The sequence below is a fragment of the Bacillus sp. JK74 genome, assembly GCF_053663395.1.
In genome coordinates this window covers 553,877-575,700 of the sequence record NZ_JBSJQB010000003.1, presented here as the reverse complement: position 1 = coordinate 575,700, position 21,824 = coordinate 553,877, and the positions used below count along the sequence as shown (strand labels likewise).

Annotated in this window: 13 protein-coding genes; 4 read left to right on the top strand and 9 right to left on the bottom strand. The window is 47.9% G+C overall.

Annotated features, from left to right (window positions below):
* The 6 genes from ACWJJ5_RS13150 to fabD form a co-directional block, all read right to left on the bottom strand.
* The coding region (locus tag ACWJJ5_RS13150) for an SDR family NAD(P)-dependent oxidoreductase (protein ID WP_454022450.1) at positions 1–9,834 on the bottom strand (9,834 nt) is incomplete at its 3' end.
* 39 nt (positions 9,835–9,873) lie between these two features.
* Positions 9,874–10,611, bottom strand: coding sequence for an SDR family oxidoreductase (locus tag ACWJJ5_RS13145; protein ID WP_003153268.1), 738 nt, complete (start codon positions 10,609–10,611; stop codon positions 9,874–9,876).
* A 14-nt stretch (positions 10,612–10,625) separates the two neighbouring features.
* Positions 10,626–11,990, bottom strand: a complete 1,365-nt coding sequence (locus tag ACWJJ5_RS13140) for a long-chain fatty acid--CoA ligase (RefSeq protein WP_176283415.1) — start codon at positions 11,988–11,990, stop codon at positions 10,626–10,628.
* Positions 11,987–12,259 carry an acyl carrier protein gene (locus tag ACWJJ5_RS13135; protein WP_003153264.1) on the bottom strand — a complete coding sequence of 91 codons (273 nt, stop codon included), beginning with the start codon at positions 12,257–12,259 and terminating at the stop codon, positions 11,987–11,989. The genes ACWJJ5_RS13140 and ACWJJ5_RS13135 overlap by 4 nt, the downstream gene beginning before the upstream one ends.
* 24 nt (positions 12,260–12,283) lie before the next feature.
* Complete coding sequence (locus ACWJJ5_RS13130; protein WP_176283416.1) at positions 12,284–13,264, bottom strand: LnmK family bifunctional acyltransferase/decarboxylase; 981 nt, start codon at positions 13,262–13,264, stop codon at positions 12,284–12,286.
* Positions 13,265–13,303: 39 nt separating this feature from the next.
* Positions 13,304–15,562, bottom strand: a complete 2,259-nt coding sequence (gene fabD / locus ACWJJ5_RS13125; RefSeq protein ID WP_176283417.1) for an ACP S-malonyltransferase — start codon at positions 15,560–15,562, stop codon at positions 13,304–13,306.
* A gap of 734 nt (positions 15,563–16,296) precedes the next feature.
* Here fabD and loaP point away from each other — a divergent pair.
* Positions 16,297–16,827: an antiterminator LoaP gene (gene loaP / locus ACWJJ5_RS13120; RefSeq protein ID WP_003153257.1), complete on the top strand. Its 531-nt coding sequence runs from the start codon at positions 16,297–16,299 to the stop codon at positions 16,825–16,827.
* A 342-nt stretch (positions 16,828–17,169) separates the two neighbouring features.
* On the opposite strand, the gene ACWJJ5_RS13115 is transcribed toward loaP, so the two are convergent.
* Positions 17,170–18,048: a LysR family transcriptional regulator gene (locus tag ACWJJ5_RS13115; protein WP_102422725.1), complete on the bottom strand. Its 879-nt coding sequence runs from the start codon at positions 18,046–18,048 to the stop codon at positions 17,170–17,172.
* Positions 18,049–18,186: 138 nt separating this feature from the next.
* Between ACWJJ5_RS13115 and ACWJJ5_RS13110 the strand changes: the two genes are divergently transcribed.
* The 3 genes from ACWJJ5_RS13110 (at position 18,187) to ACWJJ5_RS13100 (ending at position 20,553) form a co-directional block, all read left to right on the top strand.
* A complete protein-coding gene (locus tag ACWJJ5_RS13110) occupies positions 18,187–18,510 on the top strand; it encodes a GlpM family protein (protein ID WP_015240166.1) in 324 nt (107 codons plus the stop codon).
* A 139-nt stretch (positions 18,511–18,649) separates the two neighbouring features.
* A complete protein-coding gene (gene namA, locus ACWJJ5_RS13105) occupies positions 18,650–19,666 on the top strand; it encodes an NADPH dehydrogenase NamA (RefSeq protein ID WP_102422724.1) in 1,017 nt (338 codons plus the stop codon).
* Between the two features lie 113 nt (positions 19,667–19,779).
* Positions 19,780–20,553: an alpha/beta fold hydrolase gene (locus ACWJJ5_RS13100; RefSeq protein WP_102422723.1), complete on the top strand. Its 774-nt coding sequence runs from the start codon at positions 19,780–19,782 to the stop codon at positions 20,551–20,553.
* Between the two features lie 49 nt (positions 20,554–20,602).
* Here ACWJJ5_RS13100 and rpmG read toward each other — a convergent pair whose 3' ends face one another.
* Together rpmG and rnz are read right to left on the bottom strand one after the other, a co-directional pair.
* Positions 20,603–20,752, bottom strand: a complete 150-nt coding sequence (gene rpmG / locus ACWJJ5_RS13095; RefSeq protein WP_003153246.1) for a 50S ribosomal protein L33 — start codon at positions 20,750–20,752, stop codon at positions 20,603–20,605.
* A gap of 78 nt (positions 20,753–20,830) precedes the next feature.
* Complete coding sequence (gene rnz / locus ACWJJ5_RS13090; RefSeq protein WP_454022449.1) at positions 20,831–21,757, bottom strand: ribonuclease Z; 927 nt, start codon at positions 21,755–21,757, stop codon at positions 20,831–20,833.
* Positions 21,758–21,824: the final 67 nt, after the last annotated feature.

Genomic DNA, 21,824 nt, shown 5'->3' with positions numbered 1-21,824 from the left:
ATCTTTCGCTGCTTCATCAAGATTGATAAGCCCTTTCACTTTCGGCGCCATGACGGCCTTCCGTTCGTTTTCTGTCTGGTTCAGAATGTAGTTGTCGGCGATCACGCCGGCGCCGTGAATGATCCCGTCGAGTGTTCCGTGCTCCTCCTGTATGCCGCGGACGAGGGCGATGACCGCCGCCCTGTCTGTCACATCTACCGGTTGATACAATACGCGGGCGCCTGACGCTTCCAAGCGCCGTAAGCGGGCGGAGCGCTCTTCATCAAGCGCTTCCGCCCTACCCGTTAATACGAGGACGGCGTTTTTGACGCGGGAGGCTATTTCTTCAGCGAAAATCAGTCCGATGCCGCCCGCTCCCCCGGTAAGGAGGTAAACCCCTTCGTCTTTCCACGGAACGGCGCCGCTTTGAGGGGCCGGCAGATGACGCCAGTTTCTGACGAAACGTTTGCCGCCTTCATAACGGATTTCCGCTTGTTCAGGATGCGTCCGGTTTTCTTTCAGCTTGGCAAGAAGCGCTGATGCTGACTCGTCCGGATCGGCTTGGATGACTTGGCCGTACAGCTTCGGATGTTCAAGGTGAGCCGTTTTCAGAAAAGCGGCCAGCCCCGCCAATACATTGTCTTCCCCCCTGTCGGGGACAAGAAGCTGGATCAGCGTTTTTTTCTTCTGTTTTTCTTTGATAAGACGCTTGACGATCGCTGACAGCTCCGCCGCGCAGGCGTCATAACGATCTTCAATCGGACCTTCGCCGTCAGCCGCACATACGGCGCCGCTTATCTCCTCAGCGTTCATTCCGCCATACAGCGTCACGTATCTGAAAGCCTCTTCTTGTCCGCCGCCTTCACCCGGCGGTGATTCCTGCCACTTTGGCTGAAGCAAGAGCGGTTTTCCCTCCGTTTCCTCTTCCAGAAAACGGGCGGTGAGCCCCGTCAATCGGACGCATACCTCGCCGTTTTCATCACACAGCTCAATATGATAGGCGCCGTCCGCTGAGGAAAGCACCGCCCACATCGTCTCCCGGCATGCAGAAAACACCTGCATATCTTGGAGGGCAAACGGCAGAAACGGCCGTCCGGACGCGGAACCGTCTGAGAGCACGAGACCGATAGAAGCCTGAAGGGCGGCGTCCAGCATGCTCGGATGCAGGATGAACGGCTCCTTTTCTTCGCGGGCGGACGGCGGAAGAGTGAGCTTCGCGAGCACTTCTCCGCTTCCGGCATAGACGGCGTCAATCGCCTGATGAGAGGGTCCGTAGGTGATGCCGAGACTGTCGAATGCTTCATAGCACTCAGCCTTTGACATGCGCCAGCCGCCGCAGCGCGCCTGAACCGCCTCCACATCGAGTACCGGAGCACGCTCCGTCTCTTCGAGCACGGCCTTTCCCTGGAAAAAGACAAGCGGCTCTTCTCCTTCGACATACGCTTCAAAAGCAATGTCTCCGTTTTCTTCCGGCTGAAGCTTTACATGAAGCGTCACGCCTTCAGAAAGCGCCGTCACCGGGCGGAGCCAAACGATCTGTTTGAGCCGGACACCCGCTTTCCCGCCCGGCAAGTCTTCAGCGGCAAGCGTAACGGCGGCCCGGGCCATTTCTAAAGCAGCCGCGCCCGGAAGCACCGGTTTTCCATTGACGATGTGATCGGCAAAAAACGGTTCACGCCCTGAAAAAACAGAAGTAAAGCGCTGGGCGGTAAAGGTCGATGTATTCGCGTGGAGCAGCGGGTGAAGTCTGGCTGCTTTCTCACTTTCCGCTGAGCCTGTTTTGTCAAGTGACACATCAGCTTTTGTGACCCAATATCGGTCTTTGGCAAAAGGATAAGCCGGGAGACTGATGCGGCCCGGGTTGCGCTGATAAAGAGCTGACCAATCGACGTCAAGTCCTTTAACCCAAAGGTCAAGCAGCTTTCCGTATTTCCCTTTTTTCAGCCAGGCATTTATGGTAAGCGCCATATCTTCATCAGAAGTGAGCGAAGCCGCCAATGAATGATGTTTGGCTGTCCTGCCCCGCCAGATATGAGCATGTTCGATATGATCGTTTGAGAAACTCATAAGCTTCATTTTCAGTTCTTCTATCGACTCGGCCGTAAATGCAAGCCGCTCAGCCATCGGTTCTCTTCCCGCCTGAAGCGTGTAAGCGATTTTGGCCAAATCCCCGTCAGAACGTTTTTTTCTTATGACATCATCCAGAAGCTGGCGGGCGCGCTCTGTCAATTGCTGCTCATTTCGCGCTGATAAAATAATAACAGCCGGTTTTTGCGGAGAAACAGACGCGTTTTCCCTTGGTTTCAGGCTGTCAGACGGCACATATTCCTGAATGATGACATGCGCGTTTGCCCCTCCTGCTCCAAAAGAGGAAATACCGGCAATTCTCGGATATTCCTTCATTTCACCCGTGATATTCAAGACAGGTCGTTTCCATTCCGTTTCTTTTTGCTGTACGAAAAACGGAGTGTGCTCAAACTCAATATTCGGATTCAATTCCGCCGCATGCAATGAAGGGGCAATCCTCTTATGTTTCAATTGGAGAAGCAGTTTGGTGATTCCCGCAATCCCGGCAGCGCTTTCTAAATGTCCGATATTTGATTTAATTGAACCGATGGAACAAAACTGCCGGTCTTCTGTTGTCAGGCGAAAAGCTTTAGTTAACCCGTCGATTTCAATCGGATCACCGAGCGCAGTGCCCGTTCCGTGGGCTTCCAAGTAACTGACCGTTCTCGGGTGAATGTCTGTCCGTTTCAACGTCTCTGCGATCAGATCAAACTGCGCTTTCGGATTCGGCACCATATAAGCGTTTGTCCTGCCTGCTGCGTTCAGCATGCTTCCTTTGATAACGCCGTAAATATGATCGCCGTCTTTCTCCGCTTGAGCAAGCGGCTTTAACACAATCGCCCCTACTCCTTCACCGTCAACAAAACCGTCCGCCCTGTCTCCGAAAGATTTGCATTTATCACCGGGAGACAGCATTGAAAAAGCGGACAGCCGCTCATAGTGAGCCGGATCAACGATAAGATTGACTCCGCCGGCAATCGCTGTTTCACTCATTCCGCTCCGCAGGCTTTCTGCAGCGAGATGGACAGCTGTTAAAGAAGAAGAGCAGGCTGTATCCACTGCCATACTCGGCCCTTGGAAATTGAACAAAAACGATACTCTGTTTGCGATAGACCAGTCGCTGGGAACTGTCGGGTAATTGCTGTTCATCACACCGACAAAGACTCCGATTTTCCGGCTGTCACATAGCGTGGCCGGGGTGTACCCCGCATCTTCAATGCTTGAATAAGCAGTCTGCAGAAACAACCTTTCCTGCGGGTCCATCCTTTCAGCTTCCGCGGGAGATATACGGAAAAACAGCGGATCAAATTTATCAATGTCATCGAGGAAACCGCCCCATTTTGAATAAATGGACCCCCATTTTCCGCGTTCCTCGTTATAAAACGTTTTCCAGTCCCAGCGATCTTTCGGCACTTCAGTAATAGAATGCCTGCCGGCTTTTACATTTTCCCACAGCTCATCAACGTGATCGGCGCCCGGATACCGGCCTGACAGACCGATGACAGCGATATCCTGGATATAGGGATCTCCGTTTGTCCTGCTGCCTTCCTCGTTTTGAGGAATTACATTCAGGTTATCTGTGTGATCAGACAGCTGCTCCTCACGCACACCCATTGCTTTCATAAATGCTCCCCGCTGAGAAAGAAGCAGGTAATCCGCGATTTCTTCTATCGTCTGATATTCAAAAAAGAGGGTGCTGGTCATTTGGTCAAACACGTTACGAAAAGCATTTGTAAGCCTGACGACCAGAATAGAATCCAAACCGTATGCGGTTAAGGAAACCGACGGATCCATTCTCCCGCTCGGAATCTTCAGCGTTTTTCCTATTAATTCCGTCAGATATGTGATGCCCCGTTCCCTTACGTTTGGAATCGGCGCGGCGCTTTCTGCGGGAGCCTGCACCCGTTCGGCGTTTTCAGGATGAGCCCGTCCATTCCCGAATTGCCGCTCGAGCGCTTCTTTACGGGAAGACAGAAAGTAATCAGCAAGCTCATCAATGGTTTGATATTCAAAAAACAAAGTGCTGCTGACAGAACCGAAGACGTCTTTTAACGCGTTGGTCAGTCTGACGACCAGTATGGAATCCAATCCGTATGCGGTTAAAGGTTCATGGGATAAAAGACGATGCGCCGGCACTTTAAGCGCTTCACCGATTACCTTCTTCATCAGTTCAACGCTTTTTTCTCTCAAGTTGAAATGCAAGGTATCATCCGAAAGACCATCTGCGTCATACGGACGGCGCTCCGGTTTTTCTTCTGACGCCTGCGGGAGGGCAAGCCTGACCGTTCCGTCACTTTCAGCCGCTATAATCTGCTGGCCCAAGTCGTGTGCGGCTTCAGCCGGAAACAGAGGATGGACGAATCCTTCAAGTGAAAGCGCTTCCGCCCAGCCGGCCGGCTCAACCCCCGGACAGCCCGGAATCCGTAAATCATGATCCTCATACAGCCACCAGCCTTCAAGAAGACCGAATGTCACATGGTTAAATATGGTGCGGCTGTTGATCTCATTTATAAACAACTGGCCGTTTTTTTGCAGCATTGCTTTCGCATGGCGCAGCGTAGAGCGGATATTTTTTGTCGCATGAAGCACATTGGTCGCGATCACTGCGTCATACGTGCCGATGTCCGGCGCTTCTGTTGATACCGGCTGCTCAGCGTTGAATATTTTATAAGTGACATAAGGATATTCCGGACCGAATATGTCTTCTGCATGTAAAAGAAATGCTTTAGAAATATCCGTGAAACAATATTCGGCAATATGCGCTTCATACGGTTTCAATTTTCTCATGACCGCGGCGCTCGTCCCGCCCGTTCCGGCTCCGATTTCTAAAATGCGGATTTTCGCCTGCGGGTCTTTTTCCAGACGTTCCCGCAGAACTGCAATCAATGTGTCAGCAAGCTTGTCATTGAAAAAATCAGAAATGATATTATTGCGGTAAATACCTTCCACAAGACGGAAGGAGGCGTCAGGGAACATCACTTCCGTTGCCGGAAGCTTACCGGTTAAAATGTCTGGAAGCACACGCAATGTCTCTTCTGCCAATCTGACATGCGCCCTCATGTCTTTCTGGCGCAGCCAAGTCTCTTTTTTCCGCTCCCATTCCTCCCACACCTCCCCTAGATCCGTTTTTTCCGGAGCAAGCGCTAATTCAGTCAGGAAGACAAAGCTCTCTTTCAGCCATCTGCTGTATTGTTCCGTTATGCCGGCAGCCGATTGAAATAACGGCAAAGTCTCATCAAGCCTTGCGCCCATCTCATAAAGGGTTGATACAAGTATTTTTTCAATGAGGGATTCCATCTCTCTCATGCAGCTCATGACATTTGATGCTTTTACCCGCTCAGCTTCGTCATTCTGCGTGATGTTAACCGCTAATTGTCCGAGTGCGGAAGGAATCTTTTCCGGATAAACCGTTACTTGTTCTTTCAGATCATCTTTCATAAAAACCGGATCTGTCGTTTTGATCAGCGCCAGCTGGTCATAAGGTCCCGAAAGCAGGGTTTCCAGCGTTTTCATCGCTTCGGGCGCCTCAATAGAAGCGATTCCGTCCCGCTCCATCCGTTTCCGGTATTGTTCTGAAGCGACAACGCCGACACTTCCCCAAAAGCCCCAATTGACAACTTTTACGGCATACGGCGCTTTTTGTGAGATCCGCTTAGCAAAAGCGTCTTTAAACGTGCACCCGGCGGCATAATTGCTCTGTCCCGGCGCTTTTTGAAACGACATCATCGAAGAGAAAAACAGCAAGAAATCCAGGGGTTCCCCTTCAGCTACCCGGGCAATCTGCAAGCTGACATCAGTTTTTGCAGAAAGTGAAGCGCGGAACTGCTCCTCTTCCATATTGGCAAAACTTCGGTCTGATAACACGATGGCGGAATGAATGATTCCGCGCACCTTTCCATGTTCCTTCACAATGGTGTCATACGCCCGCTTGAGAGAATCATAATCCGCAGCATCCGCGCTGAAATATTGCGGTGCGGGGCCTAAAGCCGCAAGTCTTTTCAGCTTTCTTTCAATCTGTGTATCTTTTTTCCGTCTCCCGATCCAGACAATTTTCGCCTGATAGGTCTGAATCATATATTCAGTCCATACTTCTCCTATTCCGCCTGCTCCGCCGATAATCACATAAACCCCGCCGTGCCGGTATAATGAAGGCTCACCTGCATGAGGCTGGCAGACGGCCAATTGCTGGCGGTGCCACTGACCTGCACGAAAGACCCACGGATTTCCCTCGGGGTCCGCCGGTAAAGAAAAAACATCGGGAAGATGCCGGTCTCCCCTTTGAGATTCCAAATCAAGAAGCCGGATGCTCCAATTGCTGTATTCTTTTGCGAGCGACCCCGCTAATCCGTGTATGCTTGCATGACTCGGATTGACCTCATCATGTTCATGAATCGGCTGTGCTTGAAACGTGCAGATTGTCAATGATAGTTGTTCCGTGTCAAAATTCAGAAGCAGAAGCGCTTTTACCAGCCGGAAAAGCTGCATGACCCCGTGCTCCTGTCCGTCGGCCGTATCCGCATCATAAACGGATGGAATCGGATGATCCGGCGCAGCCCATATCATGTGTTGAAAAGAGCCTTGCGCTTTCAGTGTTTCAGCCATTTGTTCCGCGCTGTCCAAAGAAGTGATGTCCGGAAAACGGACATCGGAATACATCTCTTTCAAAGCCTGTTGAAAATCCGGCCCGCCCCCGATGACGATTATTTTTTCTTCACGCATGAAAGACATGCCGGTTTCCGGAATGGTGACGGTGTTCCAAACCGGTGTCATAAGCAATTCCGTTTCACGGCTTTTCTTCGGCGTGACGCCGGCTTTTTGGTTAAACCCGGCGCTTTCCTGCACCTCTTTTATGATAAAATCTTTCACTGCCGCCAGCAGCACGCCGCGCTCATCACAAATATGCAGATCAAATTGGTGAACGGAGGCGGCTTTTACCTCCGCATGCACAAATACGGTTTTCGCTAACGGTTTAAGCAGCTGTATTTCTCCGAAGGAAAACGGTACGATAAGCGCAGGCTCTTTTTGAAATTGCAGCACATGCGCCATTGCGGTTTGAACAGCGCCATCCATTAAGGACGGGTGCAGGATGTACTGTTTAAAATCGGCTTCCAAGTGTGACGGGATCGTTAATTTGGCCAGTGCTTTCCTTTCTGTATAAGAAAATTCGCGGATGACCTGAAAACTGTCCTTTTGCACGATTCCCGCCGCAGAGAACGAGTGATAGATGTCTTTCGGCTCCGTTCTCTGCACAAATGGCGCCGGAAGCTGAAAGACCGAGGCCTCAAAAGGCGCTCCTTTTTCTTTACAAATCACTTCTCCTTGCGAAAAGAGAGTGCCGGCCGCTCCTTTTTCCTTAATGACATAGCTTATACGCTCTTTTTCCGCTTCAAACTCTATCATGACGGATCTTGGGTCTGTCCCTGTCACAATCGGCTCCATGTACCACACATTTTGGAGAGAGACGGCCGGACGTTCTCCCCACAATGCCGCGCCGTATGCCGCCATTTCCAGATGACAGACTCCGGGGAGCACATATTTTTCGTTCACTAAATGATCTTTAAAGAAATATTCATCCTTGGAAAATATCTTTTGAAACGTCCCTTTCCGGGCAGATGAAACATTCTCATCAAGCAGCGGATGCAGCGCTTGACGCCTTTTGGTATTTTGGGGCTTTTTTGTATACCGCTTTTTTTGATCGGTCAGCCAGGACGTTTCCTTTAAAAACGGATACGTAGGAAGCGGAACTTTCTGATACGGCGTCTCCGGCTTTTTGAAACCTTGAAGGCCTTTGACCCACAGCGCGGCAAATTTTTCAGGATCTGAAACGGATTGGCCTGAAACGTCCGGCCGCCCGGGTGACGCTTTTCCGAAGTAAATATGTCTGCCGTCACTGTGGCCGCTGACAAAGCCGTCCAATCGCTGTTTCAGCTCAGAAAGAGATGACGCAATGACAGCAAGCCGGTAGGAGAAAGGCTCTCTGCCTGACAATAGGGTGGCAGCGATATTTTCCAGGCTGTATCCGCCGGCAGAAGGCGAGTTTTCCAATCGGGCAAGAAAGGAGCTCAATTTCCCGGCATATTCTTTCAGCTGCTGTTCGGAATGTGCGCTTAGTACGACGGCATGCGGTTGTTGCTCAGTATTCCCGTCCGCTTGCCGTTTTGGCTGATAAGCACCTACGATCAGATGGGCATTAGAGCCTCCTGCGCCGAACGAACTGATTGCGGCGATTCTCGGTTTATCTCCTTCAGCCGGCCACGGGCGGTTGTTTCGGACAACATAAAATGGCGAATCAGAAAAAGAAATCTTGCGGTTCAGTTCCTCGGCGTGCAGACTGGCGGGAAGCGTTTCATGTTTCATGCTTAAAAGCACCTTGATTAAACCGGCGATCCCTGCAGCCGCTTCCAAATGTCCGATATTGGATTTCACCGAGCCGATTCCGCAGTCATTTTTCTCATCGGCCTGTTTCTCAAATGCCATAGACAGACCGCGTATCTCAATCGGATCGCCGAGTGCCGTGCCGGTACCGTGAGCTTCAATGTAGCTGATATCCGCCGGACTTACCGCGGCTCTGTTTATAGCGGATAAAATCAGGTCCCGGTGCGCTTCCGGATTCGGCACCGTATACCCGGTCGTTTTGCCGCCGTGGTTAGTGGCGGACCCCTTAATGACACCGTAGATGTGGTCGTTGTCCGCAATCGCTTTTTTCAATGGTTTTAACAAAACGGCTCCCGCGCCTTCGCCGGGCACGTAACCGTCTCCGCCTTCACCGAAACTGCGGCATTTTCCTTCAGAAGACAGAAAATGCGATTGGCTTAAAAACATGTATTTTTGCGGATGTAAGCTGAGGTTGACGCCTCCGGCCAGCGCCATTTCACAGTCGCCCGACTTAATGGCCTGACAAGCCTGATGGACGGCGACAAGCGATGAAGAACACGCCGTATCAACAGCGATACTCGGTCCATGGAGATCAAGGAAATAAGAAACCCGGTTCGGAATCCCCCAATATAAGGAGCCGGGGCCTTTATACTGATCTTTGAGGAAACCTTCTTCGTGTGCAATTAATGAATATTCATTCCAGGTCACTCCGGCGAATACACCGATTTGATCCGTCGGCCTCGCCGCCGGGTTCCCGTAACCGGCATCCTCCATCGCTTCCCAGCAGCACGTGACATACAGTTTTTGCTGAGGGTCCATTAAATCAGCTTCCCACGGGGAAACAGAAAAAAACAGCGGGTCAAATCGATCCGGACGATCAATAAAACCTCCCCATTTACTGTATGACGCGTATTCTGCCGTTTTCTCTTCCGAGTAATAAGAGCTGTCCCATCTGTCCTCAGGGATTTCGGAGACACAATCTTTATTTTCCATTAAATTGTCCCAAAAATCATGCTGGTTTTCCGCTTTCGGAAACATCCCGCTCATTCCGATAACCGCAATATCAGAACTCCTGTCCGTTCCCGGTTCGGGCACCTTTTCAGCCGCCTGTACAGGAAGCACTTCTTCCTGCCGGCTTCCCGTATCAGGCTCCGTTTCTTTGAATTCAAGAACGCTTTCGGGATTTCGTTTCTGCGTACTTAAAAACTCACTCAATTTCTCAATGTTCGGATATTCAAACAGCAGCGTTTCAGAAAGGCCGGTAAATTCTTTATGCAATATGGTCATGATTTCTTCACTGATGAGAGACGTCACGCCAAGAGTAAAAAAAGCGGTTTTATCTTCTGCTTCGGTCACCTCGGCACCCAGCTTTTCCGCTATTACCGTTCTTAAAAATTCGTTAATACATTTCATGAGGATACCATCCCTTGTACAAAAGAATTTTTCTGTGCTTTAACAAGTTAATCCGCCGTCTATCGCCATTGTCTGTCCGGTCATAAAGGACGATTCAGGAGAAAGCAGGAAACGAACGAGTCCGGTCATATCGTCTGTTTCGCCTAAACGCCCCATCGGCGTCCTTCTGATAATCTGCGATTTTTGTTTTTCCGGCATATTTTTCGTCATATCGGTGTCCACAAAACCGGGCGCAAGTGAATTGACACGGATTCCTTTGGACCCGAGCTCCCTGGCCAGACTTCGCGTCAAGCCGTCAAGAGCCGCTTTGGATGCGCTGTAGACTGAAGTGCCTTTAAATCCTCTTGAACCGATAATGGAGCTTATGTTAACGATTGATCCGGAATTTTGTTTCAGCATGACCCGGGAAACGTTTCGGGTCAGCTTGATGACTGAACCGATATTCAGATTGAGGATGCGGTCAATGTCTTCATCATTGGTCAGGGGCAGCAGCTGATCAAGGTTCAAACCGGCGTTATTGACCAAGCCGTCTATTCTGGAAAACTTGCGGTATACTTGAAGAACAAACTGTTTCATGGCGGCATCATCCGCCGCATCCGCCGCTTCCCAATAAAAGCGGTCACGGTACTTTTCACTCTCTCTCAATGTGTTAATAAAATCAGATTCACTGCGGCTGAAAGCGGCTACTTTGTAATTCTCATCCAAAAGCGCCTGTACAATCGCTTTTCCGAGCCCCCGGCTACCTCCGCTGACGACCGCTACTTTTCCGTTATTCATATTTGCCTCCTGTTTTACACGTTTCTTATTTTTTTAAATCGGTCATTAGACAGTTTCCGATCTGTAACAGAGATGATCTGCGGTATCTGATATGGCTGCAGCTTCTGTCTGCAATGAGCTACGGCCCGCTTTCTGAAAGATTTGATATCTTCCTCTTTTTCAAGCACGGCCTCTGCCGCGACAATCTCGCCCGTAATCGGATTTTTTCGGCCCGTTATGAGAACATCCCGGACATTCGGTATCTCCAGAAAGACGCTTTCCACCTCTGCCGGAAACACTTTCTCTCCGCCCACATTAATAATTTCACTCTTTCTTCCGAGAATTCTTATATATTCGCCGTCTGTTTCCACCTGGTCACCGGTGTCGTACCAGCCGTCTTCATCGAAAGGTGAGGGTGCGTTTAAATAGCCGAGCATCGCCGACTCAGAACGGACCCAAAGCGTGCCTCCGGTAATTTTGGTCTCTGTTCCGGCACCGCCTACTTTCATCCAAGTGGATTGGCTGTCTTTTGATTTCGTTGAGAATATACCCAATTCAGTTAATCCGTATGTTTGTTTCAGCCGTACATCCGGAAACAGCCGGTGAATGCCGCGCAGCGTTGATTGGGGCATCGGTTCTGTGCCGTAAGTGATCAGCTGGAGTGAAGACAGGTTATAGCCGGCATCCGCCTTGGACATCAGCAGCATGTTTAAAAAGGTCGGGGTGGCGGGGAGCACTTGGACAGCATGTTTGTCGACCGCCTGATAAACGGACTCCGGCGTTCTGCTGTCTGATGTGACGATCGTTCCCCCGTTAAACAGAATCGCAAACAGCGTATTAATGCCGCCTATATGATCCAATTTCAGAAAAATGAGCGTACGCAGCGGTTTTCTCTTCGCCGTTTTGTATTTTTCAAGCAGCCGGCCGGCGCTTAACACGGATGCTTTGCTTTTGCCGGAGGTTCCCGATGTGAAAATAATAATGCCTGACTCCCCTCTCTCTCGCAGGTCATCAAGCAGAGGGTGAGAGGCGCTTTCAGAACCTTCACGAAGCGTCCAGCTGTCATTTTCATTTATTTCAATGATTTGATTCACTTTCGCGTCTTCAAACATATCAAGATGCTTTTCCCTTGATTCATTGCTGAGAGGGACAACGATATTTCGGTTTAACAAAAGCGCCATCAGCAAAAAAATGGCGTTCGGGGAATAATCCCCGATAAGCGCCACACATTCTCCTTCACGTATTCCGTTTTGTTCAAGTTCTTTCTGAAAAAAGCTGATTCGTGTCAGCAAATCATCATACGTAAAAGTCTGCCCTTTAAAAATGAGAAACTCACTGTCCTGCGTTTCCCTAAGCTTATCAGTCACCCAGCTGATATCTCCCCTGCTTTCTGTTTTCATGATTGAGCACTGTCCATATATTTTTGATAAATATCACAAATGCTGCCGACGGTTGTAATGCTGGAAATCGTTTCTCCTTGGGAAAAAGGATCTACTCCGGTTTCCATCTCCATCTGTGCGACTAATTGAGCGATATCCAGTGATGAGAAGCCCAGATCCTCTATGACTCTCACATCATCTCCCGCTTCGACGGCCCGATATGACTGCTGTTCTTGAATATCCTGAATGATTTGAGCAATGATCTGCTTCATTTCCTTGGTTTGTTCCATTTGCTTTCAGCTCCATTCTTTATTTTATAAACTTCTGATGACCCGTTTATAATCCGGAATATGATCTTGTGAAGAGGTCGGCACCGCCAGCAGCTTATCCACCTTGGAAATGGCCAGCAATGTATGATTCCTTTTCATATAGACTTCAATCTGATAGCTGATTTTCGCCACTGAGATCATACCGAGGGACTCACCGTGAAAGTCGGGATCGCATTCTTCAATGTGTCCCGTCATATAAATATCAAGCTCTTCATCTGCAAAACAATTTCCGTAATAATACGTCTCTCTTTCAAGCAAAAATAAATGCCGCGCGATTGAAACCGGAAAACCCGGCTTCGATCGGCGCGTCAACCACTCAAATTCCGCCGCATCCATTATCTTGCTGAATTTCGCAAACACCATGGCATGCCCCGGCGCAGCATCCTGATCAACAGGAACCCGATATGAAACGGGGTCCGCTGTTTTGAGGTTGCCCGGCTTCATACCGAAAGCGTCCGTTCTGATTTTCTTTGACCGCATCAGCGCGTAAGGCGGCTTGGCTAACTTAGAAAGTTCCGCAATGCATTCAGCCTTAGGCGCTGAGACTTTGCGGGTCGAACCTTCTGTTTGTGTGACGTCGACGACTATTAAACTATTGGCTTTCATAGAAGGAAACCGTCCCCGGTCCCACTCGCTTTTATCAGAGCTGACCGCTCCTTTCGGCCCGAACAAATAATCAGATTCTAATATGGTTTCTCCAAACCGGGAGATATCGACTCCGACGGAAACCTCGTCCCATAATCGGTACTGATCAAGAGGCTGATCTGAAGGAACTTTGAGATGTGTCATAAAATAAGCCGGATACAAAATCAGCCCTTGGTGATCGGCCATCTGATCAGGCCGGAATCCCGTTCCGTCCGTTAAATGGTGACTGTGTGCGTTGCCGAATAACAGCAGCAGCGCGTACTCATTCAAATTCCCTAATCCGACATGGCTCATCGTTAATTCATGATTTTCAATCAGCATGGTAGTCCTCCGCAGAAAAAATGTAATGTCTGGTCATACTCAGCCTGTAATCGATACCAGCCTTTGCGCCAGAAGGCCGGCTGTTTCTTCCATGAGCTGTTTGCCGATCAAGTCGACATGCCTGTTTCTCCAATTTTCAAGCGGGGTTCCTTTCACCCATTGATTAAACGCGCCGAGTGCAGGGCCGCAATGAATTTGGTAATCTATTTTACTTTCGCTTTTTCCTTCCAGAGCGAGCCTCGTCGTATGGGAAAAATACCATTTAAATACCATCGCCATTTTGTGTTTCGGATTCTGTTCGGCTTTGGCGATCTGTTCAGGAGATTTATCACGCTTCAACTGCTCATACACTTCCTCAAAACTGCGCTGGAAATACTTATCTTCAATTAATGTTTTCGTTTTTTCATCTATTTCATCTAAAGAATTGTATTGTCTGTACAAGTCAAAGAGTTTATTGGCTCTTGCCGGAAAAAACAGGCCTTTTTTCAGCACCTGCACCCTTGCCCCCGCTTCAAACATGTCTCCCGCGGGAGCGTATGACGTATCCTGCACGTTCGCTTCCTGAAGCAGATCTTTCACTGAATCACTTGTCCCGGCTTCGACCGTGCATTGATTAATAGAACCGGTTCCGATAAATTCGGCGCCGAGCAGAAACGCGGCAGCAGCCGCTTCCGGAGTGCCGATGCCGCCCGCTGCCCCGATTCTTACTTTTTTCGCATACCCGTGCTTCTCCATCATGCGGTCTCTGAGTCTGATCATGGCAGGCATTAATGTATACGGAATCCCTTGGTCGGTATGCCCTCCTGAATCCGCTTCAACGCAAATGTCATCAGCCATCGGAATTTCTTTTGCAAGCGCCGCTTCCCCGGCTGTCAGCCGATTGTCAGACACAAGTCTTTCCAGCACATGAGCCGGAGCCGGATTCAGAAAGGCCTCAGCGACTTCAGGCCGGGATACTTTCGCGATGATTCTGTTTTGAACTGACACCGACCCGTCATGATTCCTGCTTAATCCTTTTGCCCTGTATATCACGAGAGCCGGGGTTATGCCCATAAATGCCGATGCTTCAATAAGATGAATGCCGTTTTTCAAATATAAATCTATCATTCTGACTTCCTTGTCAGGTGACATCATATGATGAAGAAGATTCATTCCGAATGTTTCCCCTTGCCGCAGTGCAGACCGGATGGTTCCGATGGCCTGTCCGATCCGTTCGATACTCAATCCGCCCGTTCCGAAAAAGCCTAGCATTCCCGCTTTTGCCGCTTTAATGACCATCTGTTCCGAAGCAATTCCCCTGTACATGGAGCCCGTCATGTAAGCATATTGGATGTTATAATCTTTTTTAAAATCTTCGTTCCCTAATCTCATTCCCGCCGTTTTTTGTGAATCAGCTGCCGATGCTTTAACATCAGCAGTATCAGACTCTTCTTTCGGCATTGGTAATGGGACGGCATCTTTTTTAATCTGCCGCGTCAGTTTTGTCAGCACTTCCCCGGGCCCGACTTCTGCAATTTCATTATTTTCAAGCCCCATCAGACGGCGTATCGTGTCCGTCCACTTTACCTGATTGGTCATTTGCAAAGTCAGATTTGTTTTGATTTCATCATTCTTATAAGGTGCGGCATGAAGATTTGAGATCACCGGAAAACGAAGAGGCAAAAACGCCGTTTCTTCTAAATAATCCGCGAACTCTTTTTCAGCATCTTTCATATAGCGGGAATGGAAGGCGCCGCTCACATTTAAAGGAAGATACATTCTCACGCCGGCTTTTTCAAAGACGGGGCCCGCTTTTTCAATGTCTTGTTTCGTTCCGGCGATCACAATTTGAGAAGGTGAATTGTGGTTAGCGATATCAATGCCGGTCAGATGATAATCGGATAGAACCTCTTTTACTTGTTCAGCCGTAAACCCCAAAACCGCCGCCATGCCTCCGGGAGCTGCCTTGCTCATGAGCTCCCCTCTTTTTTTCACAAGCTGCAAACCGGTCTTAAAATCAAAGCAGCCGGCCGCAAATAACGCATTATATTCTCCTAAACTGTGCCCTGCGGCGTAATCGGGCTCTCTGCCGGACTCTTTAATCTTCTTTAAATAACTGAGTGCACTTACCGTATATAACGCCGGCTGGGTAAATTGCGTTTTCCCCAGCTGATGACTCGGATCCTCCAGACACAATTCTTCTATAGAGTAGCCTAATATGTCATCAGCCTGACGTGTCAGATCTTGAAATTCATCAAACAGCCCGGCTCCCATTCCTTTAAATTGAGAACCCTGCCCCGGGAACACAAACGTAAGCATCTTATCCTCATCCTTTCCGCATCGTCAATTTGAATATCACATGTGGTTCTCAATGCAAAAACGTCTCGCTCATTTCATATATTGACTGGTGTAAACACCGCCATAAAAATAAAAACACAAACGCGTTTGCGATTCAGCACAGGTTTAAAAATCGCAAACGCATTGTGTTTTCCTTTTCTAACATAATTTATATAAAGACATCTTGCTTGTTTACAGAATGTTTCGCATGACAAGCTGCAGTGCCAATATGCCCGAAAACAGCCATGACGGCACACTTCTCCCTTATCATGTATATGTAGATATATACACTGCAATCATTTTTATAATCCCTATTTCCTCTTCAACGTGCCGAAACAGCGATTGAAATTTAATAGGTGCTTTACTTTAATTTAATAAATTTAACAAATAGTTGCTATTTAAAGAGAATAATATCAATTTATAGATAATAATGTCAAGGCTTTATTTCGTTATTTTCTGACATTTATTCCACAGTTTTATGTTCGGTGGACAGTCGGCATAATTGTTTCGGGATAAATGTCAGATAATTCCCTGAACCCTTTTCATGTCAAAGAAAATTCATCACCTCTCTGTCAATTGGGTCTATACTTATTTTTCATTTTCATATATTATGTAAAAAAAAGACGAATTAGAAAATTTTTTAATCACTTTAAATACTATCCATTAAATACTTTCTTTGTATAATAATTTCTTATTATTCTAAGGAGGATCCAGTCATGAAATGGTACGCACTTTTTGTAGAGTCGGGAAAAGAAGAAGCAGTTCAAAAATTTCTGCGTCTGCAGTTTGATGAGCAGGCTCTCTACTCAATCATACCCAAGAAAAAAGTCACAGAACGAAAAGCCGGAATCAAATACGAGGCACTCAAAAAGATGTTTCCGGGATATGTTCTGTTTAAAACAAAGATGACAGAGCGGACATTTCATAAAATCAAAGAACTCCCCATTTCATGCAGAATCGTGAATAACGGCGCATATTATTCCAAAGAGCGCAAAACCTATTTCACGACAATTAAGGATGAGGAAATCCTCCCTATTATCAGGCTGATCGGAGAAGGAGACACTGTAGATTATTCAAAAGTCTATATTGAAAATTCAAAAGTAACCGTTGCCTCAGGGCCTCTTAAAGGAATGGAAGGCATTATTAAAAAGATCGATAAAAGAAAAAGACGCGCCAAAATCTGCCTGTCTTTTATGGGACTGGACAAAATGGTCAACGTCGGAATTGAAGTGCTCTCCAAGCCCTAGCATTTCAAAAAAAGCATCAACAGCATGTGCCGTTGATGCCCTTTTTATATAAACAGACGAAAGCCCGACATCAAAATAACCCCGCTCACCACCGTCACGGTCAGACTTTTTGTTTTCAAGGCATAGTTAACCTGAAGCCGGGCTGCGCCTATGAGACAATCACATTTAGGGGAAGAATCCATTTTAATCAAGAGCGGTGAATTGACGGTTTAGCTTCATGACGAAAACCATGTGCTGACTTCGGGCGGTGCCGCACAGTTATTTTCATTCCTCGGATGAACCGGTGACATATTTTATGCTGGTCTATTATCCTGAACCGGCTTAAACGCATATCAGGCTTCTTCAGACAGAAGCCTGATGGACCGCAACCCATTCTTGTATGCATTGAATCAGTTTCTGGACAGAAGGTGTCTGCGTCTCCCTTGCATGAGCTGTCAAAATGCCGAGCTGCCTGGAGACATACCGGTCGAACCGTTTGATGAGCACATCACAATCATTCACCAAAAGCTGCGGCAAGATGCTGATCCCCAGATTGTTCCGCACCATTGCAATAATCGCTTCATCCCCTCTGATTTGATAAGCGACCCGCGGTGTGATCTTTTCTTCCTTCAGCACTTTCAGCACATCAAAATGTGTCTCCGGATAAGGCACGATACATTTGACGGACTCCATGACATGTAACGGAACCGTTTCACATTGCGCCAATTCATGCTGCGGGCTCATCACCGCTACAATCGGGTCCTCGGCCAACGGGTAAAAATGCCACTTCTCGCTGTGGGATGTCCCGATCGCCGCATCAATCCGGTCATCTTTCAGCCATTGTTCCAGCTCAGTAGAATTTCCTTCAAACAAATGCACCTTAATAGAAGGATACAGCTCATTAAATTCCCTCAAAATTTTCGGCAGCCATTTTACCGCCACGCTCGTAACAGTGCCGAGCCGGACTTCCCCTCTTTCTAACCCATTAATATTATCAACGGTTTGAGACAGTTTTTCATAGTTTTTTTGAATTTCCTTCATAATATGTAACACTTTCAACCCATTTGCGGTGGGCCTCACTCCATGCCGCTGTCTGATCAAAAGCGGAAAACCGTACTCTTCCTCTAATTTACTGATCATTTGGCTGATGTTCGGCTGTGTGTAATTCAATATGGCAGCGGCTTGGGTCAGGCTGCCGCTTTCTACCGTTTTAATAAAGGCTAAATGCTTCTTTAAATCCAACCGGCTTCATCTCCCAGATATCATTCTTTATTATCCAATGCATTAGTTATATTTAGTTTACTTATACATCAATCAAAAATAAAATGGCAATGTCTCCATCATTATACTTGATAACAAACAGAAGGTGAGCGTTTCAGCATGAGTTTTCTCATTCAATTTTTTATCGGCGGCACCGTTATGGTGGCCGCCGCGTATTTAAGCAAGTCGAAATACTTATTTTTATCAGGCGTTATCACCCTGCTGCCGATCATGACGTTATTGAATATTCACTTGCAGCTGAAAAATATGAGCCCCGACGATTTCAGAGCCGCTCAAAAAAACGGAATATTCGGTGCCTTCGGCGCAGTGATCTTCATCAGCAGTATTTTCATCCTGACAAACTGGTTCAAAGGAGGCCACGCAGTCATCGGTGCGTTTCTCATCTATATTTGCTATATGATCGGCTGTAAATGCCTGTTATGAAGATACGGCCACGCTGTGTATAAAAAAATGCCCGTCCAGAACAATAAGAACGATCTGTTCAGTTGTGAGCAGTTTATATGACTGAATGATCATGAGTTGTTATAATCAATGTCTAAAAACATTCCGGGAGGCGAAATAAATGGCGAGAAAATTATTCACACCATGGAGCGTTAAAGATGTAACGATCAAAAACCGTATTGTTATGGCACCGATGTGCATGTATTCCTCACATGAGAAGGACGGAAAACTGCAGCCTTTTCATATGGCGCACTACATATCGCGTGCAATCGGACAGGTCGGCCTGATTATCGTGGAAGCGACAGCCGTTAATCCTCAGGGGCGCATTTCCGATCAGGATTTGGGCATTTGGAGCGATGATCATATCGAAGGTTTTGCCAAACTGACGGAACAAGTGAAAGCGCAAGGATCTAAAATCGGCATTCAGCTTGCGCACGCCGGACGTAAAGCTGAGCTTGAGGGAGACATTTACGCTCCGTCAGCTATTCCGTTCGATGAGCAGTCCAAAACACCGGCTGAAATGACGACAGAACAAATTAAAGAAACCATTCAGGAATTCAAACAGGCAGCGGCGCGCGCGAAAGAAGCCGGCTTTGACATTATTGAACTTCATGCCGCACACGGCTACTTAATGCACGAATTTTTGTCCCCTCTGTCCAATCACCGTACAGACGAATACGGAGGCTCACATGAAAATCGCTACCGCTTCTTAGGCGAGACCATTGAAGCCGTCAAGGAAGTCTGGGACGGCCCGTTATTTGTCCGTATTTCTGCATCGGATTATACAGACAAAGGGCTGGACATTGCGGATCATATCGGTTTTGCGAAGTGGATGAAAGAACAGGGAGTCGACCTCATTGATTGCAGCTCAGGCGCACTCGTTCAAGCTGATATTAACGTCTTCCCCGGCTACCAAGTGAGCTTCGCGGAGAAAATCCGTGAACAGGCCGAAATTGCAACAGGCGCCGTCGGTTTGATAACGACGGGAACAATGGCGGAAGAAATTCTGCAAAACAACCGCGCTGACCTTATTTTTGTCGCGAGAGAACTTCTGCGCGATCCGCACTTTGCAAGGAGTGCAGCGAAGCAGCTGAATACTGAAATACCGTCACCGGTCCAATACGACAGAGCATGGTGATGAAGAGACAGCCGGAGTTTTTCGATCCGGCTGTCTCTTTTTTTATTTTTCGAGAAACGATTGCCGAAGCTTCTCCGTCTTCCCTATAGAACCAATTAGAGGAGATGACTCCAATGAAAGCAGCATGGATGGAAAGGACATATCTGATTGACGGGTGTCCGTTTTATACGAAACACCGTAAAGGCGCCGGCGAAGTGACGATCGTCTTTGAAGCCGGCTACGGCACTTCTTCTGAAACATGGACATCATTACTCGCTGACATAGATGAAGAATTTGGGGTTTTCACATATGACAGAGCCGGAATCGGCAAAAGCGGACGAAGCCGAAACAAGAGGACGGCGGACCATATGGTACAGGAATTAAACGCTCTTCTTCTGAAGGCCGGCGTCAAGCCTCCTTACCTTGTCGTCTCGCATTCATACGGCACGATTATCAGCAGACTTTGGGCGAGCCGGAACCGTCGGGATATTCTCGGGATGGTGCTGCTTGATCCGGTTTCTGAGGATCAGGAGACGAAAGTGTTTCCGCTTCTTCCTGAAGAAATGAAGGCCGCCTATTTGAAACAGTTCAAATTGGAAGGATCACACGCGGAATTTTTAACGAGCCTTAGGCAGATCAAGCATCAGCAGATTCATTTCGGCGATATGCCGCTGTTGATTTTATCATCGGGAGAGCGGGATGAGCGCTTAAAGCACGCTCATGAACAATGGGTGAAACTGCACAGAAGCATGCTTGATGTCTCTTATCAAAGCGGATGGATTCAGGCCAAAAACAGTTCTCATGCCATTCACCACGATGAACCGCACATCGTCCACCTTGCCATTTATGATGTTTGGTGCGCGGTGCGCCAGCAAATGAATGCTCCTGCCTATCAGGCGGTAAACTGATAAAACAAAAGCCATTGTGCAACGGCACAATGGCTTTTGTTATCGTGATCTATTTTGTCTCACGATGCAAAGTATACTTTTTCAACCGGGGTGAATACTTTTTCATTTCTAACCGGTCCGGATTCGTCCGTTTGTTCTTCGTCGTGATATAATTTCTGTCCCCTGTCTCTGTACAGGCCAATGTAACATTCACACGCATCATTTTCACCCCTTATATAAATCGTAATTATTACGTTTTATTATATCTCATCAGAAAAAAATGTCAAGCGTCTATTTTTTAAGACCGCTCCACAGTGACCTCCATGAAGTCAAATGCGATCTTACTGTTCTCAAATACCGCTTTCGCCTCATGTTCGAGACGCTCTATCGGCGATTCACCCTGATACCTTGCGCTGATATGAGTTAAGATCAGCTGTTTGGCGCCTGCTTTTTTTGCCGTTTGCGCAGCCTGTTCTGTCGTCGCGTGATAATAATTATGTGCGAGCTTTGCATCTTCCTTGGCAAACGTCGCTTCATGAACAAGCACATCCGCATTGCGCGCAAGCTCCGTTACCCGCTCTGATGCCCTCGTATCCCCGGAAAAAGCGACGATTCTCCCTTTTTTCGGGGATTCCAGAAAATCCTGCCCATTAATGATTCTGCCATCGTCAAGTGTGACCGTTTCGCCTTTTTTGAGTTTCTGATAGACGGGTCCGGGCGGGATATTCATTTCTTTCAATCTGCCGGCCTGCAATGCGCCGGGAATATCTTTTTCCTGAACCCGGTAGCCGAACGCTTCCACACCGTGAATGACGGATGCTGCGGTAACAATGAATTGCTCATCTTCAAAAACCGTCCCCTCTTCGATTTCATGTACGGTAAGAGGATACGTCAGATGAGTCGCCGTCACGTTCAGGCTTGTTTCGATAAAGGCTTTAATGCCTTTTGGCCCGTAAATCGTCAGCTCTTCTTCACCGCCCTGAAATGAACGGCTCCCCAACAGACCCGGAAGACCGTAAACATGGTCGCCGTGAAGGTGGGTGATGAAAATCTTTTCAATTTTCCTCGGTTTGATTGTTGTATGTAATATCTGATGCTGAGTGGCTTCTCCGCAATCAAACAGCCATACGGAACGCCTTTCTTCAAGAAGCTTCAGCGCGACGGACGTTACGTTTCTCGTCTTTGCCGGCATGCCGGCCCCCGTCCCTAAAAATAATAATTCCACAATGCTTCCTCCTATATCTTTGTACTACTAAGGATACAGGATCAGACTGAAAATGTGAATTCACCCG

Excerpts from the sequence above, each read along its gene's own strand:
- fabD (WP_176283417.1), bottom strand. The coding sequence starts at position 15,562 with ATGCTTACGTTTGTGTTCCCGGGGCAGGGTTCTCAATTTAAAGGAATG.
- ACWJJ5_RS13100 (WP_102422723.1), top strand. The coding sequence starts at position 19,780 with ATGAAAGCAGCATGGATGGAAAGGACATATCTGATTGACGGGTGTCCG.
- loaP (WP_003153257.1), top strand. The coding sequence starts at position 16,297 with ATGAAATGGTACGCACTTTTTGTAGAGTCGGGAAAAGAAGAAGCAGTT.
- ACWJJ5_RS13135 (WP_003153264.1), bottom strand. The coding sequence starts at position 12,259 with ATGGAACAAACCAAGGAAATGAAGCAGATCATTGCTCAAATCATTCAG.
- namA (WP_102422724.1), top strand. The coding sequence starts at position 18,650 with ATGGCGAGAAAATTATTCACACCATGGAGCGTTAAAGATGTAACGATC.
- rpmG (WP_003153246.1), bottom strand. The coding sequence starts at position 20,752 with ATGCGTGTGAATGTTACATTGGCCTGTACAGAGACAGGGGACAGAAAT.
- ACWJJ5_RS13140 (WP_176283415.1), bottom strand. The coding sequence starts at position 11,990 with ATGAAAACAGAAAGCAGGGGAGATATCAGCTGGGTGACTGATAAGCTT.
- ACWJJ5_RS13145 (WP_003153268.1), bottom strand. The coding sequence starts at position 10,611 with ATGAATAACGGAAAAGTAGCGGTCGTCAGCGGAGGTAGCCGGGGGCTC.
- ACWJJ5_RS13130 (WP_176283416.1), bottom strand. The coding sequence starts at position 13,264 with ATGCTGATTGAAAATCATGAATTAACGATGAGCCATGTCGGATTAGGG.
- ACWJJ5_RS13110 (WP_015240166.1), top strand. The coding sequence starts at position 18,187 with ATGAGTTTTCTCATTCAATTTTTTATCGGCGGCACCGTTATGGTGGCC.